The organism is Acidobacteriota bacterium (assembly GCA_020349885.1).
In the GTDB taxonomy this organism is placed as follows: Bacteria; Acidobacteriota.
In genome coordinates, this window is the sequence record CP070701.1 from 1,455,135 (window position 1) to 1,472,403 (window position 17,269).

Sequence of the window (17,269 nt, forward strand, 5' to 3'; positions counted from 1 at the left end):
TGCTGCTGTTTTCCTGTTACAATACGTTCTGCCGTGCGTAACGGCTGAAGATTGGACACACCGTGAAATCGACGCAGTTCAAAATCGTCTACATACTTCCCTCGCGCTACGACGACGAGGGGTATATATACCGCTACTGGCGGGGCGTGATGCCTTCCAACACGCTGTGCTGCTTGAAAAGTCTGACCTGCGACCTTGCGAACGCCGGCGAGCTCGGGGAAGACGTCGGCGTCTCGGTGGAGATCTACGACGACTCCGTCCAGCGCATTCCCGTGCGGCGCATCATCCGCCGGAGCCGCCGGAGGGGCGAGCGGCTCCTCGTCGGCCTCGTGGGCGTCCAGAGCAACCAGTTCCCCCGCGCCGCCGACCTGGCCCTTCAATTCCGCGCCGAGGGCGTGCCGGTCATGATCGGGGGGTTCCACGTGAGCGGCGTGCTTGCCTTGTCGGACGGCCCCTCCCCCGAGCTCCAGCACCTCCTGGACAACGGCGTGACCCTCGTGCGCGGCGAGGTCGAGGGCCCCGGCGTGCTCGCGGGCATCCTCCGCGACGCGCTCAACGGCATGATGAAGCCCGTCTACAACATCGTCCATGCGCCCGACATCACCGAGGCGGCCGTTCCCCAGCCCGACGAGGAGTATCTGAGCCGGTTTGTTTACAAGGACACCGGCACGATCGACACGAGCCGCGGCTGCCCGTTCGACTGTTCCTTCTGCACCATCATCAACGTTCAGGGCCGCAAGATGCGGCACCGGTCCACGGCCCGCATGCTCAAGAGCATCGAGGAAGGTTACGCCCGGGGCATCACTTTTTACTTCTTTACCGACGACAACATCGCCCGCAGCCCCGTGTGGGAGGAGTTGTTCGACGGCCTCGCCCGGCTCCGGGAGCGCGGCATGGACATCCAGTTCATGATGCAGGTGGATACGCAGGCCTGGCGCATACCGCGCTTCGTCGAGAAGGCCGCGGCCGCCGGCTGCTACCTCGTCTTCATCGGCATGGAGACCATCAACCCCGAGAACGTTCTCGCCACCGGCAAGCGGCAGAACAAGGCGCATCAATTCGTCGAGATGGTGGAGACGTGGCACCGGGAGAAAATTCTCGTCTACGGCGCCTACATCATCGGCCTGCCCCACGATACGCCCGAATCGGTCCGGCACGAGCTTGCCACCCTGAGGGATCGCATAAAGGTGGACGAGGCCGCGTTTTTCATGCTCACGCCCCTGCCGGGCTCGCGCGATCACCTCGAAATGGTGCGCAAGCGCGTCCCGCTCGACGCGGACCTGAACAACTACGACAGCTTCCACGAAACGTTCCGTCATCCGAACATCGCCCCCGGCGAGTGGCGGGGCCTCTACAACGAGGCATGGGACATGTTCTACCTCAAGGAGCACATGGTCGACGTGTTGCTGCGGACCCCGCCCGAGCGCTACTGGAGGATGTTCTGGCTTTTCCTGTGGAATCGATATTCCACGCTCCTGCGGACCCACCCCATGATTACGGGTTTCATCCGGCTCAAGGACCGCAAGGGCCGCCGCCACACCTTTCCCCGCGAAAGCGTTCCGCGCTACGCCTGGCGCCGCGCCAAAGACATGCTCGAGCAGGCGCGCGTCATCGCGCACCTGTTCTTCGAGTTCCAGGAGATCTGGATGTTGACGAGAGAGCGCGAGGACCCGCGCTGGGCCGTGCTGGCGGACTTGCGCGCCAAGTGGGTCGAGGTACGGCAGCGCCTCCTCGAAAGCGGCAGCGCTGGCCGCTGCGGCGACGCGGCGCGTGAGCTTCGCGCCATGCTGCGCACCGCCTCGAAGCGCATGTACCAGCTCGCTTGCGCGGGCAAGCTCAGCGTCTCCGGCAGCGTCTTGAACCCGTCCAGTCTCAGGGGCGGGATCGAGAAAAACCGCGCCTTGCGCCGCGAGTTGCGCCGCAAGGCGCGGGAAATCGAAAAATACCTGCGCACGTTCGAGCGGCAGATTCCGAACTGGAAGCACATCGTTCACGCCGAGCGCTTCGTCAAGGAGAACCTCCTCGCGGGCTACGAGGAGCTCGCCATCCGCTACGTCGCCAAGCGCCGCTGGCTCAACGCGTACCGGCGGGACGTCTTCCACCGCTTCCGGACCGGCCGCATCCTTACGCTGAACGTCTCGGCCATGCCCCGCACCGTATTTTTTGAGTTCTTGCTCGCTTTGCGGTTCGGCTTTGAGTGCCTGTGGCACTTCTAGGGGGCAAAAGGGATTGCTTGCGCCCATAGCTCAGCCCGGATAGAGCACAGGCCTCCGGAGCCTGGTGTCGGGGGTTCAAATCCCTCTGGGCGCGCCACGGCTTTTTCCGCTATCGTTTAGGACATGACCGGATTTATCTCACGACCCCGCATCGGATGGGTGTTTGGGCCGGTGCTTTTTCTGGCGCTGCTCCTGCTTCCCGAGGGGGCGGCCGGCCTCTCCCCGGCCCAGCGCACGATGCTCGCCGTCGTGGCCCTGATGGTCGTGTGGTGGGTTACCGAGGCGCTTCCGCTTGCGGCAACGGCCATGCTTCCCATCGCGCTTTATCCGCTCCTGGGAATTCTTCCCGCGAAGGAGGCCACACGGTCGTACGCGCATCCCGTGCTCTTTTTGTTCATGGGCGGCTTCCTCATCGCGCTTGCGATGCAGAAGTGGCGCCTGCACGAGCGGCTCGCCATGGCCTTCATGCTTCGCGTGGGCACCGAGCCGCGGCGCATCCTCCTGGGCTTCATAGTGGTGACGGCCTTTCTTTCGATGTGGATCTCCAACACCGCGACCACGATGATGATGCTTCCCATCGTGCTCAGCGTTCTCGCCTGCTTCCCGGGCGAGGCGAAAGAGTTCGCGCTCGCGCTTTCGCTGTCCATCGCCTACGCGGCCAACGTGGGCGGGCTCGCAACGCCCATCGGCACGGCCCCGAACGCGGTGATGCTCGGCATGGTGGGCGAAATCTTTCCCGAGGCGCCGCGCATCTCGTTCGTCGGGTGGATGACGGCGGGGCTGCCCGTAAGCATCACCATGGCCCTTCTCATCTGGGGCTACTTCGCGTGGCGGATACGCCGCGTCGCCAAAGAGGCTGTTTCACCGCGCGAGGTGTTCGAGGAGCGGCTGCGCGCCCTGGGCCCCATGCGCACGGGCGAGCGCATCGTGGCCGTTGTGGGGGGGGCCACCGTGCTTTTGTGGATCTCTCGCGCCGACATCCGCTTCGGAGAGACGCTGACCTTTCGCGGCTGGGCGAACCTGCTTCCCTGGCCGGACATGGTGGGCGACGGCACGGTCGCCATGGCCATGGCGCTTCTCTTGTTCGCGCTGCCCGCCGGCGGCGGCGAGCGCGTGCTCGACTGGACGTGGGCGGCGCGTCTTCCGTGGCACGTGATTCTCCTTCTGGGCGGCGGGTTCGCGCTCGCGCGGGGGTTTGCAGCCTCGACCCTGGACGAGTGGGTCGGGGAGCGGCTGCATGCCCTCGGCGCTCTGCCTCCGTGGGCACTGTTGCTCGGCGTGTGCTTTGCGCTCATTTTCATCACCGAGGTCACGTCGAATACGGCTATCGCAACCACGACGCTTCCCGTGCTTGCCGCTCTTGCAAAGGCGATCTCCATACACCCGATTGCGCTCATGCTTCCCGCCACGTTCTCCTGCGAGTGCGCCTTCATGCTCCCCACGGCCACGCCGCCCAACGCCATCGTGTTCAGCTCCGGCCGCGTAAGCATTCCCCAGATGGCGCGCACGGGCTTCATCCTGAACCTGCTGGCGACGCTCGTGCTCACGCTCATGGCGTTCTTCGTCATCTATCCGATGTGGGGAATCTCCCTTTCCGAGGCGCCTGCATGGCTTTCCCATTAGGCGGCGCGAGGGAACTTGTCCGCTTGCGAAAGCTTACGAGAAGTTGCTATATTTTAAGAAGGCTATACCCATGAAAGCTCAAGAGCCGTTTTCTGGTACTTCCACCTCTCCCGCTTCCCCTCCATCTGAAGGCGGCGGGAAGAAGGGAGGGGCGGGGAAAATAATCCTGTGGGCGGTGGTCGTCGTATTGATCGTTGCGGCGGCGTGGTGGGGGTGGAAGAAATACGGCGGCGGCCTGGGTCCCGCGGACGCGGGGCGCGAGTCCGCGCAGCTTGAAGGAGCACGGGATGGAGTAAAATTCACCATCGTGGTGGCGCCGTTTTGGGGCGCGGACAAAGAAGCCATGCGGGAGGGACGAGCCATGCAGGACTTGGTGGCGGAGACGTTTCATCGGGAATTGCCGGGGAAGGACGTCGTGATTTTGGCGGAAGGTATTTCCGAAGCGCCCGGCACCGACGAGGAAGCGGAAGCCCTGTGTATCAAGCTGCGTGCGGACATCGTGCTCTGGGGAGAGGTGAGCGTGTTTCCGGACTACGTGGAAATTCGGCCCCGCCTTGCCACGGTGACGCCGATCGAGTGGTTTCGGCAGAAGGAGAAATCCGTCAAGGAGGTCTATCTCCTGCACGGGGCGTCGAGGGAGGACAAGGTGGCCGAGCTGCGGAAGGCGGTGCTCCTCGTGGCGGCCGCGTACTACCAGGCCGAACCCGAGCGGGCGCTCGGCTTCCTTGAGAAGATCACGCCCCCCACATCGGAGAGCCTGCGGTGGCAGGGCAACATTTATTACCGCGGGCAGCAGTTGGAGGAGGCGGAGCGGCTGTACCTCAAAGCCATCGCGCTGGCCAAGATAGAGGCCCTGGAGCGCGGCGGGCATGAGGTGCAGAGCGGCGACCTCGGGGAGGCGCTTTCGCTGTTTCATCAGGACAAGCCGAAGGAAGCGCTTGCGAAGTTTCAGGAAACCGTCAAGCTCAGCCCGAGCGACGCCATGCTCTATGCCGACTTGGCATGGGTTTACTATTGGGAGGACGAGACCGAAAAGGCGTTTGCGGAGTTTCAAAAAGCCATCGAGCTCAATCCCCGGGACGTCGAACTGCGCGACGAACTGGCCTGGCTCTACTTCGAGGACGGCCAATACGAGGAAGCGCATGCGGAGTATCGCAAGGCGTTCGAGATCGCGCCGAACAATGTTTTTTTGCACAGCAACTTCGGATGGCTTTACCTCTTCGGGGGGGAATACGAGAAGGCGCTCGCGCAATTTCAAAAAACCCTCAAGCTCGACCCGAACTACGTGGAGGCCCAAAACGGCCTCGGCGACGTATACGATATTCTCGGCCGGCACGAGGAGGCCGTTTCGGTGTACCGGACAATGCTCGACCTCGACCCGGACGATCTCTATTTTCAGCTATACCATATCGTTGCGCTCGAGAGGGCGGGCCGGTCCGATGAAGCCGCCCAGTATCGAAGCGAGCTGGCGCGCGTGGCCGAGAACCAGGTGTGGCCTGCGGCCGTTGCGCTCTTCTACGCGGGCGAGGCGTCCGAAAGAGACGTCCTTGAGGCTGTAAAGGAAGGCCCGGAGGGGGAGGAATACCGGCGGGAATGCGAGGCCTACTACCACCTCGCCATGCGCCGCCTTGTCGACGGCGAGCGGGGAAAAGCTAAGGAGTATTTCAAAAAGAGCCTCGCGACGGAGTCCACTCAGAGCGACCAGTATTGCCTATCCCAAGCGGAGCTCGAGCGGCTGGAGTAGCCGTCAGGGGCCAGGTACCAGCAACCAGCTACTGGCTACTGGAAGCCAGCGGCTGATTTTCCCAGCGGTAGTGGCCCAGGATGGGCCACTTCGAGAGGCAGTCTTCCTCCGCCGGGTAGTCGGTGCCGCCGTGGCGCTTGCAGTTGTGGTGAATCACCAGGGGAACGCCGTCATCGCTGAGGCGGTCGGAGACGATGCCGGTGTGGTTCGGCGTGCCGGGGCTCGCCGCGGGCGTGAGATTCCAGACGACCACGTCGCCTGGCTGCCACGCGGGAAGCGTCTCCTTAGAAATTTCTTCGGGGAGAGCCAGGGCGTGACGCTCGAAGAGATTTTTCAGATTGCGCGTGCGGCGATGGTCGATGTTCGCGTCGGGGGAGGAAATGCCGTAGATTTCGGGGGCGCGCGAGATGTCCTCGTGCACGAGGCGCTGCAAATCCACTCCAGCGTGCCGGAAGGCGCGGACGACGAGGTCGGTGCATGCGCCGCGCTCCCAGCCCGGGTCGCCGCCCGGGTAGGCGAGCCGCACGTAGCTCCGGTCGTAGCGCGGCGCGCGCTCGAGGGAGAGGCGCGCACCTTCCACGAGGCGCTCCGCGAACGAGGGCGCGCCGGGCGACGGTTCGCTTTGGGCGATTGCGGGCAGGAAAGAGAAGCACGAGAGCGAAACGCCGAGGAAACAAAAAGGAAGCCGCAGGTTCATTTGACCTTTCACACGGGGCGCCGCGCAGTTGTCGCTCAGCCCTCCCCCTTCACAATCACGCTCATCATGCGCCCCGCGTACTCCCCGTCGCGGCGGTAGGAAAAGAAAAGCGACGCGTCGCACGACGTGCACCGGTCAACGACCTCGATGTTTCGGGGTGGAAGCCCCGCCGCGAGGAGCTGTAAAACATTGGCCTCGACGAGGTCGAGGCGCCACGAGGGTGCTTTGGCGTCACTTGCGGGGGGCGGGGCCTCGTCTGGATTCCCGTTTTCCTCGAACACGTCGAGGGGGAGCCCCGCGCCCTGGAACGCCTCGCGCACGTCCGAGCGCACGGGATAGCAACATTTATGGATGCACGGGCCCAGGCCCGCGAAGATGTCGCCGGCCTTCGTCCCATAGTGGGCGCACGCGTCTTTCACGGCCTTTTCGGCGATGCGCGCCGCCGTGCCGCGCCAGCCCGCGTGGACGGCGCTCACGAAGCGGTCATCCCGGTGGGCGAGTAGAATCGGCAGGCAGTCCGAGGTCGCCACGCCCAGGACGAGGCCTTCGCGGTCGGTGAACACGCCGTCGCCCATAAGCGTCGCGGCGGGAAGGCGCTCGATGAAGTGCACCGTGTCGCCGTGCATCTGCCGGAGCGGCACCGTTGGAATTGCCGATAGATTGAGCGCGTCGAAGAAACGGCGGCGGTTTTCCTCGACGTTTTCCAAAGAGTCGTGGGAGGTGGAGCCCAGACTCAGCGCACGCTGAGCGAGAGGGCTCACACCTCCCACTTTGGTACTGAAGGCGTGGGTTACGCTTTTGCATTGAAGGAGGGTTGTTGTGTGGAGGGTGGTGATGGTTCCTTCAGCACCGTGGCCTTCAAAACTGTCGTTGGCATGCGGTTCAGCCGCCGTGTTGTCTTTCTCTTCCGGCTCCTCGGGAGAGGTTACCGCCTCGCTCCACGGCCACTGGCGCAGAACGCCCGGACTCCGGAGCACCGAGGCTTTCGGTTTTTTCCGTCTCGTCCGAGTCTTGGGGCGGGCCGACGTTTTCTTGCGCATGCCGAGGTTGTCGCTGCTTTATTTCATGTCATGGATTACGGTAAACATCGCTTTTCGAATGCGAAGCGGCAGTGGTTTCCTTCGATGTTTTCCAAAGAGTCGTGGGAGGTGGAGCCCAGACTCAGCGCACGCTGAGCGAGAGGGCTCACACCTCCCACTTTGGTACTGAAGGCGTGGGTTACGCTTTTGCGTTGAAGGAGGGTTGTTGTGTGGAGGGTGGTGATGGTTCCTTCAGCACCGTGGCCTTCAAAACTGTTGTCGTTGGCATGCAACTCGGCCGCCGTGTTGTTTTTCTCTTCCGGCTCCTCGGGAGAGGTCACCGCCTTGCTCCACGGCCACTGGCGCAGAACGCCCGGACTCCGGAGCACCGAGGCTTTCGGTTTTTTCCGTCTCGTCCGGGTCCTGGGGTGGGTCGACGTTTTCTTGTGCATGCCGAGGTTATCGCTGCTTTATTTCATGTCATGGCTTGCGGTAAGCACCGCTTTTCGAATGCGAAAGAGCGGCGGAAGAAGCCGCCGGATTCTTGCCGAGAGCGAACGTCGGACTGCGTTTCGGGGACACTGCGGAAGCCGCCGCGGCCTCGGAAGATCCCTTGACGCTCTTGGGGGTGGGAATCTCGTGCTCGGCGAGCGGGCGCCCGCCCATGGCGTAGATTCGCGGCCCCGCGAGGCGCGCCGCTCCGGCCTCCTCCGAGAAGCCCGCGGCAATCACCGTGGCACGGAATTTTCCGTTAAACTCGGGAATATGAGCGCATCCCCAGTTCACGAACGTCTGCTCGTTTTTGATGGCGTCGTGAATAGTCTCGATGGCCTTGCTCATTTCCTGGAACGTGCCGTCCTCTCCCGTGGTGATGTTGACCAGGAGGGCGCTTGCTCCTTCGATGCTCTGCTCGCCGAGGAGCGGGTTGTGGAGCGCCGCTTCGACGGCTTGGGAGGCGCGGTCTTCGCCCTCCGCCTCGCCCGTTCCGATGAAAGCCTTGCCGCGGTCTTTGAGGGTTCGGCGGACATCGGCGAAGTCGAGGTTCACCTCGCCGGGGACGGTGATGAGGTCCGAGACGCTTCGGACGGCTTGGCAGAGCACCTCGTCGGCACGTGCAAAGGCCGCGGGAATGGTCATCTCCTGGGGAATGATTCCGGGAAGCCTTTCGTTGGGTATGACGATGACGGTGTCCACGTTTGTGCGAAGCTCGGCGAGGCCCGCTTCGGCCTGTTGCATCTTGAACGTGCCTTCGAACTTGAAGGGCGTGCAGACGACGGCCACGACGAGGCAGTCAAGCTCGGCGGCGAGCGCCGCGATGTAGGGCGAAGCCCCCGTGCCGGTACCTTTGCCAAGTCCGGCGGTAATAAAGACCATGTCCGAACCCTGCAGGGGATCGAGGAGCTGGTCGTAGGCCTCTTCGGCGGCCTTGCGGCCCAGTTCGGGATTCGAGCCGGCGCCCAGACCCTTCGTGCACTTTTTGCCAAGCTGAATTTTGGTGTTCGCGCGCGCGCTGCGCAGGCTCTGTAAATCGGTGTTCGCGGCGACAAACTCGACGCCATGCACGCCCGCTGCGACCATGCGATTGATGGCGTTGCAACCTGCGCCGCCCACGCCGACCACACGAAGCTTGGCCAGCGGCGCCGATTCCTCTTCCACCATCGAAATGGCCAAAGATGTGTTATGAGGGCGTGGTGATTTGGGTTTCGCCGCGGCCGCTTGCGCTTCCGCGCGAGGAGGCGCAAGAGTTTCTTTTGCGCCTGCCCTGGTGCCCGCGTCGGGGTCTTGCGGAGCGGACGGCTCTTCCGGAGAAGCGCCTTCGGAATCCGCAGAGCCTGCGCCGGTCGGTGGACTCGGAGCAGCTTGCGCCTCATCGTCCGTCGATAAGATAAGCCCGCTCAGGTCGCTGCCTGTCAGGTCGTTGTCGTGCTTCATGGGTGATGACCTCCTAAAGTGGTTTTTCGGTTAAAAGAGCGTTTTGAGCCATCCCGCGACCCGCTCCCCGAGCTGGGAAAGAGACGGCCGGGACAGCTTCTTTTGTTCCTCGGCATGGCCATGGAGCACAAGCCCCACGCCCACGCCGTACTCCGGATTCTTTACGACGTCCACGAGCCCGCCGATGCCCGTGGGGACGGCCCGGCGAACGGGCGCACCGAGGATGGATTCTCCGATTTCGGTCAGGCCTTCGAGGGCCGAGCCGCCGCCGCTCAGGACGAAGCCCGCGTTGAGAGCACGGTCGAACCCCGCCGTGTGGGTTTCCTCGAGGATAAGACGGAAAATCTCGTCCACGCGGTGCTGGATGATGTCGGCAAGGAGCCGCCGCGTTGCCACCCGCGGCTTGGTGCGCCCGAGGCCCGTGACCTCGAACGTCTCATCCTCGCTGACGAGGCTTGTCATTGCGCAGCCGTAGCGCTTTTTAATCTTTTCGGCCTCCTCGATGGAAGCGCGCAGGCCGATGGAGACGTCGCTCGTGATGTTGTCGCTTCCCACGGCAAGCACCGCGGTGTAGATGGGGCTGCCGCGCTCGAAAATGGCGACGCCGGTCGTGCCCCCGCCGAGCTCTAGGAGGCCAACTCCCAGTTCCTTTTCGTCGTACGTGAGGACGGCCTCGCTCGCCGCAAGGGGGCTTACGACCAGTTGCGCCACCGCGTGGCCAGCGCGGTTTATGCACGTTTCGATGTTCTGCACCGCCGTGCGCGAGCCGGTGACGATGTGCACACTAGCCTCGAGGCGGCTTCCCGTCATGCCGAGCGGGTCGCCGATACCGTCCTGGTCGTCCACGACGAACTCCTGCGGAATGACGTGGATGATTTCACGGTCGGGAGGAATTGGGATGGCGCGTGCACCCTCGATGACGCGGCGGATGTCCTGCTCGCCCACGCCCTTGGCCCGGTTCGAGACGGCGATGACACCGCGGCTGTTGACGCCTTTCATGTGCTGGCCGCTTGCGGAGGCGTACACGCGATCCACCGTAATGCCCGCCATGAGCTCCGCCTCCTCGATTGCGCGGCGGATGCCTTCCGTAGTGCGCTCCAGGTTGACGATGGCGCCTTTGCGAACGCCCTCCGAGTGCGCGCTGCCCAGGCCGATGACGTCGAGGCCGCCGTCGTCACGGGCTTCGGAAATAAGCACGTTGATTTTGGAGGTTCCGATGTCTAAGCCTGTAATGTGTTTTCCCTTTTTGGCCATTTCGGTATCCCTTTACATTATCTTGAGGCGTGGCGAGGCCGCGTTCTTGGTTTGGGCCTCCCAAGGCTTGTCCGGTCTCTGACCGGGCTTGTCCGCCGCGGTGGGCATGACGACAATCTGGTTGCGCCACCTCAGGTCCACGTACGCCGGGGCAGGGTGGCGCCTGGAGAGCACCCCCCACACGGCTTCGAGATTCGCCACGTTCCGGAGTACGTCCTCGGAGTGGAACCAGAAGGGGCCGCCGTAGTCTTTAAGATGAACAACGAGGTATGTTCCGTGCGACACGTCAAGCGAAGCAAGGCGCTGGTAAAAAGCGGGAAAATTTCGGCGTAGCTCATCAAGCGCCGACGCACCGCGCCGCAAGCGGCCTTTTTGCGTTTCCCCCGAGCCGCATCCCACGAGAAGGGGGACGTCCACGCCGTGCACGAGCTCGTTCGCCGCGACAGCCTCGATGAAATTTCCTTCGGCGTCCACCCAGACCATCGTGCCGTCCTGCTCCACGAGAGCCGTCGGCACGGGCTCCTCAATCGCGATGCGCAACCGGTTGGGAAGCGCACGGTAGATGACAACCTCGCGCGCCCAAGGATGCTTCAGCGCTTCGGCCCGCAGCTCTTCAAGCGGGAGCAAAAAGAGATTCTTTCCAAGCGCTTGAGACGCGATGCTCTTGAAGTCCGAGGCCGGCGTACGCTCGCCGCTTGCGAACTCGACGCGCTCGATGAAAAAGAACTCCAACGTCGTGAGGCCCCGCCAGGCGGCCGCGGCCGCGGTGCCGAAGAGGAAAAGCACCGCCAGCGCTCCCATGCTTCGGCGCAAGATGCGCCACGCCTTGCGCATCCAGCGTTCCTTCGTGGCCGAGACGAGCCGGTGCTGTCGCGTGAACGAATCGTGGCGGGCTACCATACGACAATTTCCTCTTGGAGTGTGACGCCCTGCTTCTCGCGCACGGTGCGTTTAATGGCGTCCACGAGCGAGAGGACGTCCTGCGCCGTGGCCCCGTCGCTTACGATGTAGTTTGCGTGAAGCGTCGAAACAGACGCGCCGCCCGCGCGCATGCCCTTGAACCCCAGCGCGTCGATGATGCGCCCCGCCGAATCGCCGGGCGGGTTTTGGAAAATGCATCCCGCGCACTGCGAGGCCACCGGCTGGGTGCGGTTTCGGCTCTCCTGATGCTCGCGCATGGCGGCGAAGATGGCCTCGCGCTCGCCCCGCTCGAGCGAGAACCTCGCGCGCAGCACGACCTCTCCGCTTTGCCTAAAGCGCGACGTTCGGTAGCCGAATTCGCATTCCCCGCGCTCGAGCCAGTACGGGTTTCCTTCCCGCCCGAGCGCGTAGACGCCTTCCACCACGTCCTTCGTTTCACGGCCGAACGCCCCCGCGTTCATGCACACGGCACCTCCGAGCGAGCCTGGAATGCCCACGGCGAACTCGAAACCCGTCAAGTTCTTCTCGGCGAACGCGTGCGCCAGCTTGGACATCCGCCAGCCGGCGCTCGCCTCGGGGCGCGTGTCCTTGGTGCAAAGGGTCTCTTCGAGTTCGCGGACGTTGAGAACGACGTCCTCGGTGCCCTCGTCGTGCACGAGCAGGTTCGTCCCGCCCCCGAGGACGCGCCATGGGACGCGGCGCTCCCGGAGGAACGCCGCCGCACGCGCGAGCGCCTCTTCGTCCTTGGGGAAGATCATGTAAGGGCAGGGGCCGCCGATGCGGAGCGTTGTGTAGGGCGCGAGCCGCTCGTCCTCGGCCACGCGATACGAGAGACCCTGCATGGCTTGGTCGAGCTCCGCGCGCGTGAACGGTTTTTTCATGCCGCTTTGCCCTCGAGGTGCTTCAAAAAAACCTCGCCGACGCGCCACACGTCACCCGCCCCAAGCGTGATGACCATGTCGCCTTCCCGGGTCAGGGTTTCGAGCGCGCGGGCGGCTTCGTCGCGACCGGGGGTGAAGTGGACCGACGGGTGTCCGGCTTCTTTCATTTCGCCGGATAACTTTTCCGCGCTTACGCCTTCCATCGGCGCCTCGCCCGCCGGGTAGATAGGCATCACGACCACGACCGCCGTATCGTCAAAGGCGTGCGCGAATTCCTTGTGCAGGTCCCGCACGCGCGTGTAACGGTGGGGCTGGAACACGGCGACGAGGCGCCGCTCGGGCCAGCCTTCGCGCGCGGCGCGTAGCGTCGCGCGGATCTCCGTCGGGTGGTGGCCGTAATCGTCCACCACCATGATCCCGCCCTTTTCGGACGGGGCTTCGCCCTTGAGCTCGAAGCGGCGGTCGGCGCTCGGGCAGCCCTCGAGCGCCCCGCGTATCGTCTTGAAAGAGATTCCCAGGTCGAGTCCCACGGTGACGGCGGCGAGCGAATTCTGGATGCTGTGGCGGCCGGGCATCTGGAGCGCAATCCGTCCGAGCGGCTTTCCGCGCCACGAGGCGGCGTAGGAGCTTCGAAACGCCTCGAACTTGGCGTCTCCCGCGCGTGCGTCCGCGTCTTCCGAGAATCCATAAGTGAGGACGCGGCGCGTGGCCTTCGGGCGGAGCGCCCGCACCACGTCGTCGTCGAAACACAAGACGCTCGCGCCGTAGAAAGGCACCGTGTTAAGAAAATCGAGAAAGGCCTGCCGTAGCGCGTCCATCGAGCCGTAGTAATCCATGTGCTCGCGGTCGATGTTCGTGACGACCGCGAGCGTGGGCGTAAGGAGCAGGAACGAGCCGTCGCTCTCGTCGGCCTCGGCCACGAGGAAATCGCCCTTCCCGAGGCGAGCGTGGCTTCCAAGCGTTCGGAGGCGCCCGCCGATAACCACCGTCGGATCCAGGCCGCCCGCCTGAAGCACCGAGGCGACCATCGAGGTCGTGTTCGTCTTGCCGTGGGTGCCCGCCACGGCGACGCTGTACTTCATGCGCATGAGCTCGGCGAGCATCTCGGCCCGCGGTATGACGGGAACGTTGGCCCGACGCGCGGCGCGTGCTTCGGAATTATCCGCCGGGACGGCGCTTGAAAGCACCACGACGTCGGCGTCTTCCACGTGGCGGGCGTCGTGGCCGAGGTTCACCGTGCAACCGATTTGCTGCAGGTGCTCGGTCGCCGGCGAGGCCTTCAAGTCGCAGCCGCTCACCCGGTAGCCCAAATTCCGGAGCACCTCGGCGATGCCGCTCATCCCTGCGCCTCCGACGCCCACGAAGTGAACGTGCTCGGTGCGTTTAAACACGACCTTTTGCCCCCGCAAGTTTTTCGAGAATCTCCACCACTCGCTCCGCGGCGCCGGGCTGCCCGAGCGAGCGGCTCCGACTCTGCATGAGTCGGAGCCGCTCCGGGTTCTCGAGCATGGAGACAATCGCTTCGGCGAGGCTTGCCCCCGCTTCCTCGAGGCTTTGGCCTCCCGCGTCGGGGTCGAGCATATGGGCTGCCCCCGCCCTCTCGAACGCCAAAGCGTTGTCTCGCTGGTGGTGTCCCGCGGCATGTGGAAAAGGAATCAGAACGGCCGGCTTGCCAAGGAACGCGAGCTCCGCGAGCGTCGTGGCTCCGGCGCGCGCGACGACCAAGTCGGCCTGCGCGTAGGCCCAGGCCATGTCCTTGATGTATTCCACGACGCGCGCTTCGAGTCCCGCCGACTCGTAAGCCGATTCGAGCTCCTCGCCTTTGCCGCGGCCGCGCATATGGATGACGAAAAGCCGCGACGCGTGGGGAGCGAGAAGCGGCGCGGCGTGCTGCATCATTCGGTTGAGGCTTTCCGCTCCCTGGCTTCCTCCTACGATGAGGAGGCCGAATTTCTCGTGCTCGCGCGCCGGCTCGCCGAGCGCCCGCACGGGCGTTCCCGTCCAGTGGGCGCGCGGGCCCGCATCCTGAAGGGTTTCCTCGAACGAGACCGTCGTCGCGTCCGCGAATTTTTTCAGGATGCGGTTCGCAAGGCCCAGCGTGCGGTTCACCTCGAGCACCAGTGTGGGAATGCCGAGCGTGCAGGCCGCGAGCGTCGGCGCGAACGACGCGTACCCGCCCGCGCCCAGCACGGCCACCGGCCGGATTTCTCCAAGCAGCGTACGGGATTTCTTGAAGCTCATGGCGGCGCTCCAGAGCCCCCGAAGAGCGGCGAGCGGGTTTTTTCCCACAACGCCGCGTGCGGGGAGCGGGCGAAGCTCGAATCCTTCGCGCGGCACCGCCGTGCGCTCCAGTCCGCGCTCCGTGCCCAGAAAGACGATGCGGTCGCCCGGATGGCGGGCAAGCCAGGCCCGCGCCACGGCCACAGCCGGATAGACGTGGCCGCCCGTTCCGCCCGCGGCCATAACGAGCGCGCGCATCCCTTGTTCCATGGGCTACGACTCCGTATGCGATGAAACATTTAAAAGCACTCCTATGCCGGCGCAGTTCATCACGAGCGATGAGCCGCCGTAGGAAAGGAACGGGAGCGGAAGGCCCTTTGTGGGAAGAAGATTGAGCGTGACGCCCATGTGGAGAAGCGCCTGTGCCACGACGGACACGGTGAACCCGGCCGCCAAAAGCATGCCGAGCGAATCGGGCGCCTTCCAGGCGGTGCGCAGCCCGCGCCACAGGATGAGCAGGAACGCCCCGAGGACGGCCAGGCCCCCCCAGAGGCCGAGCTCCTCGCAGATGATGGCATACATGAAATCAGTGTGCGGCTCGGGCAGGAAGAAAAGTTTTTGCTCGCTTCCTCCCAGTCCCTTGCCGAAGATGCCGCCCGAGCCAATGGCCAGGAGGGACTGTCGAATCTGGAACCCCTCGCCCAGAGGATCGGAGTTTGGATCCAGGAACGTCAAGATTCTCTTGATGCGATAGGGGGCCGCAAAGAGGAACACCACAAGGGCAGCCGCACTCATGGCGCCCAGGGAAAAAACGTATCGCCACGGCATGCCACCCAGGAAAAACATCGCTCCGGCGACGAGCGTAAGAAGCGCCACCATGCCGAAGTCCGGCTGGAGGCCGATGAGAACGAGCAGCATGCTCAGGACGGCGAGGCTTACCAGATAGCCTCGAAGGGATTGAAGATCCTCGCCGCGGCTGGAAACGGAATAGGCGAGAAAGCCGATGAAGGCCCACTTGGCAAATTCCGAGGGCTGGAAGCTGAAGCCGTGGAAAAAAATCCAGCGCTGGGCCCCGTGCACGTCGCGGCTCAGGAGCGCCACAACGAGGAGCACCACAGACACAAGGATGAGCATGTAGGCCACGAGGGGCGAGGAAAGTACGCGGTAGGGCACGAGGCTCGAAGCGAGCATGACGGCGATGCCGAGCAGAAACCACACACCCTGCCTTGCGAGAAAATAGGTGGGCGACTCGAACGCGTGCGCCGCGAGCGCGCCCGACGTTGAGAACACCATCAGGAGGCCGAAGACGATCAGCCCCGCCACCGTGAAGAGCAGTATGCGATCGGAGCCGTGGTGAATCATGCGCGAACCCCCGAGCGGAGTTTTTTCACGGCCTCGGAAAAAACCCGGCCGCGCTCGCGGTAGTCTTGAAACATGTCGAAGCTGGCCGCCGCAGGCGCAAGGAGCACGGTGTTGCCCGCTTCGAGTCCCGCCGCGCCGCGCACGACGGCCTCTTCAAGCGAGTCGCAGACGACCAGTTCCGCACCCGTACCGTTTAGAATTTTTCGGAGCGCCTCCCGGTTCTCGCCCATCAGGACCAGACGCTTTACGGTGCGCGGAATCACCTCGAGGAGGGGGGCGTAGTCGCCTCCCTTGTCACGCCCGCCCAAAAGAAGCACGACGCGGCGCTCGCCCGCCTCGGCGGGCGGGGTTTCGAGGGCCTCGAGCGACTTGACGGCCGCCGCGACGTTCGTGGCCTTCGAGTTGTCGTAGAAGGCAACGCCTCCGACGTCGGCCACGAACTCCATAACATGGGGAAGCCCATGAAAGGAGCGGATCTCCTTGCGGATGCTTTGAAGGGGAACGCCACGATCCTGCGCCATCAAGGCCGCCGCCATGATGTTTTGAAGGTTGTGCCGCCCCAGAAGCTTAGTCTCAGAAAGCGAAATAAGCTCCTCGACGTGCCGGCCCTCATTCGTCGTCACGAAAACGGTGTCGTTCCGGACGACGGCGCCCTGGCCTTTGACAACGTCGCCCATGGCGAACCACCACACCCTGGCCGTAGCCTTTTCTGCCAGGGCGCGCTGCCACGGCTCGTCGGCGTTCAGGAGGGCCAGGTCGCCTGCCTCCTGATTCAGGAAGACGTGCGCCTTCATCTCCCGATACGCTTCAAACGAGGCATAACGCTCCAGATGGTCGGGCGTGACATTCAGGATGACGGCGGAGCGAGCGTGGAATTGCTCGATCGTCTCGAGCTGGAAACTGGACACCTCCACGACGAACACCTCGGCGTCCGGCTGCTCCTCGACGGCGCGCAGGAGCGGGCGCCCGACGTTTCCCGCGAGGACGCTCTTGACTCCGTTTCGCGCGAGGATGTGGTGCAGAAGGGACACCGTGGTGCCCTTGCCGTTTGTGCCGGTCACGGCGAGAAGCGGCGCCTTGGCCTCGCGCGCCCCGAGCTCCAGCTCCCCGGTGACGGAAATACCCTTTCGGCGGGCTACCTCGAGGGAGGGAATCGTCGGGGGAACACCGGGGCTCAGGACGATTCGGTCGGCCGAGACGAACGTCTCCTCGCGGTGCCCGCCGCATTCGAGCGCGGCGCCGCGCTCGCGCAATGCCTGCGCGCACGCGATTTCGGATTCGGCGCGAAGGTCGGTGGCCGTGACCCGGGCGCCGCGCTTGAGAAAATGTTCGCAGGCCGCCGCGCCGCTTTCCCCGAGGCCCACCACCAGAATTTTTTCGCCCTGCATTTCGTTCATCGC

Annotated in this window: 14 protein-coding genes and 1 tRNA gene; 4 read left to right on the forward strand and 11 right to left on the reverse strand. The window is 64.2% G+C overall.

Annotated features, from left to right (window positions below; genetic code table 11):
- Positions 1-62 precede the first annotated feature (62 nt).
- From JSV08_06335 to JSV08_06350, 4 genes are all read left to right on the forward strand, one after another.
- Positions 63-2,216 carry a radical SAM protein gene (locus JSV08_06335; GenBank protein UCF80134.1) on the forward strand — a complete coding sequence of 718 codons (2,154 nt, stop codon included), beginning with the start codon at positions 63-65 and terminating at the stop codon, positions 2,214-2,216.
- Positions 2,217-2,235: 19 nt separating this feature from the next.
- Positions 2,236-2,313, forward strand: a tRNA-Arg gene (locus JSV08_06340).
- A gap of 26 nt (positions 2,314-2,339) precedes the next feature.
- Complete coding sequence (locus JSV08_06345; GenBank protein UCF80135.1) at positions 2,340-3,839, forward strand: SLC13/DASS family transporter; 1,500 nt, start codon at positions 2,340-2,342, stop codon at positions 3,837-3,839.
- Positions 3,840-3,909: 70 nt separating this feature from the next.
- Positions 3,910-5,583 (forward strand): tetratricopeptide repeat protein, encoded by a 1,674-nt coding sequence (locus JSV08_06350; GenBank protein ID UCF80136.1) that lies wholly within the window; start codon positions 3,910-3,912, stop codon positions 5,581-5,583.
- Between the two features lie 28 nt (positions 5,584-5,611).
- Here the strand turns inward: JSV08_06350 and JSV08_06355 are convergent, their stop codons facing one another.
- From JSV08_06355 to murD, 11 genes are all read right to left on the reverse strand, one after another.
- Positions 5,612-6,280 carry a DUF1287 domain-containing protein gene (locus tag JSV08_06355; protein UCF80137.1) on the reverse strand — a complete coding sequence of 223 codons (669 nt, stop codon included), beginning with the start codon at positions 6,278-6,280 and terminating at the stop codon, positions 5,612-5,614.
- 35 nt (positions 6,281-6,315) lie between these two features.
- The gene (pgeF, locus tag JSV08_06360) at positions 6,316-7,320 is read right to left on the reverse strand and encodes a peptidoglycan editing factor PgeF (protein UCF80138.1); all 1,005 of its coding nucleotides are present in this window, start codon (positions 7,318-7,320) and stop codon (positions 6,316-6,318) included.
- Between the two features lie 35 nt (positions 7,321-7,355).
- A complete protein-coding gene (locus JSV08_06365; protein UCF80139.1) occupies positions 7,356-7,751 on the reverse strand; it encodes a hypothetical protein in 396 nt (131 codons plus the stop codon).
- Positions 7,752-7,779: 28 nt separating this feature from the next.
- A complete protein-coding gene (gene ftsZ, locus JSV08_06370; GenBank protein ID UCF80140.1) occupies positions 7,780-8,970 on the reverse strand; it encodes a cell division protein FtsZ in 1,191 nt (396 codons plus the stop codon).
- Positions 8,971-9,261: 291 nt separating this feature from the next.
- A complete protein-coding gene (gene ftsA / locus JSV08_06375; protein UCF80141.1) occupies positions 9,262-10,485 on the reverse strand; it encodes a cell division protein FtsA in 1,224 nt (407 codons plus the stop codon).
- A 12-nt stretch (positions 10,486-10,497) separates the two neighbouring features.
- Complete coding sequence (locus JSV08_06380) at positions 10,498-11,385, reverse strand: FtsQ-type POTRA domain-containing protein (protein UCF80142.1); 888 nt, start codon at positions 11,383-11,385, stop codon at positions 10,498-10,500.
- Positions 11,379-12,287 (reverse strand): UDP-N-acetylmuramate dehydrogenase, encoded by a 909-nt coding sequence (gene murB / locus JSV08_06385; GenBank protein ID UCF80143.1) that lies wholly within the window; start codon positions 12,285-12,287, stop codon positions 11,379-11,381. The genes JSV08_06380 and murB overlap by 7 nt, the downstream gene beginning before the upstream one ends.
- Positions 12,284-13,678, reverse strand: coding sequence for a UDP-N-acetylmuramate--L-alanine ligase (locus JSV08_06390; protein UCF80144.1), 1,395 nt, complete (start codon positions 13,676-13,678; stop codon positions 12,284-12,286). The genes murB and JSV08_06390 overlap by 4 nt, the downstream gene beginning before the upstream one ends.
- Positions 13,671-14,777: an undecaprenyldiphospho-muramoylpentapeptide beta-N-acetylglucosaminyltransferase gene (gene murG / locus JSV08_06395; protein UCF80145.1), complete on the reverse strand. Its 1,107-nt coding sequence runs from the start codon at positions 14,775-14,777 to the stop codon at positions 13,671-13,673. The genes JSV08_06390 and murG overlap by 8 nt, the downstream gene beginning before the upstream one ends.
- A 3-nt stretch (positions 14,778-14,780) precedes the next feature.
- Positions 14,781-15,869 (reverse strand): putative lipid II flippase FtsW, encoded by a 1,089-nt coding sequence (gene ftsW / locus JSV08_06400; GenBank protein UCF80146.1) that lies wholly within the window; start codon positions 15,867-15,869, stop codon positions 14,781-14,783.
- Positions 15,866-17,266 carry a UDP-N-acetylmuramoyl-L-alanine--D-glutamate ligase gene (gene murD / locus JSV08_06405; GenBank protein UCF80147.1) on the reverse strand — a complete coding sequence of 467 codons (1,401 nt, stop codon included), beginning with the start codon at positions 17,264-17,266 and terminating at the stop codon, positions 15,866-15,868. Before murD ends, ftsW begins: the two co-directional genes overlap by 4 nt.
- Between the last annotated feature and the right edge of the window lie 3 nt (positions 17,267-17,269).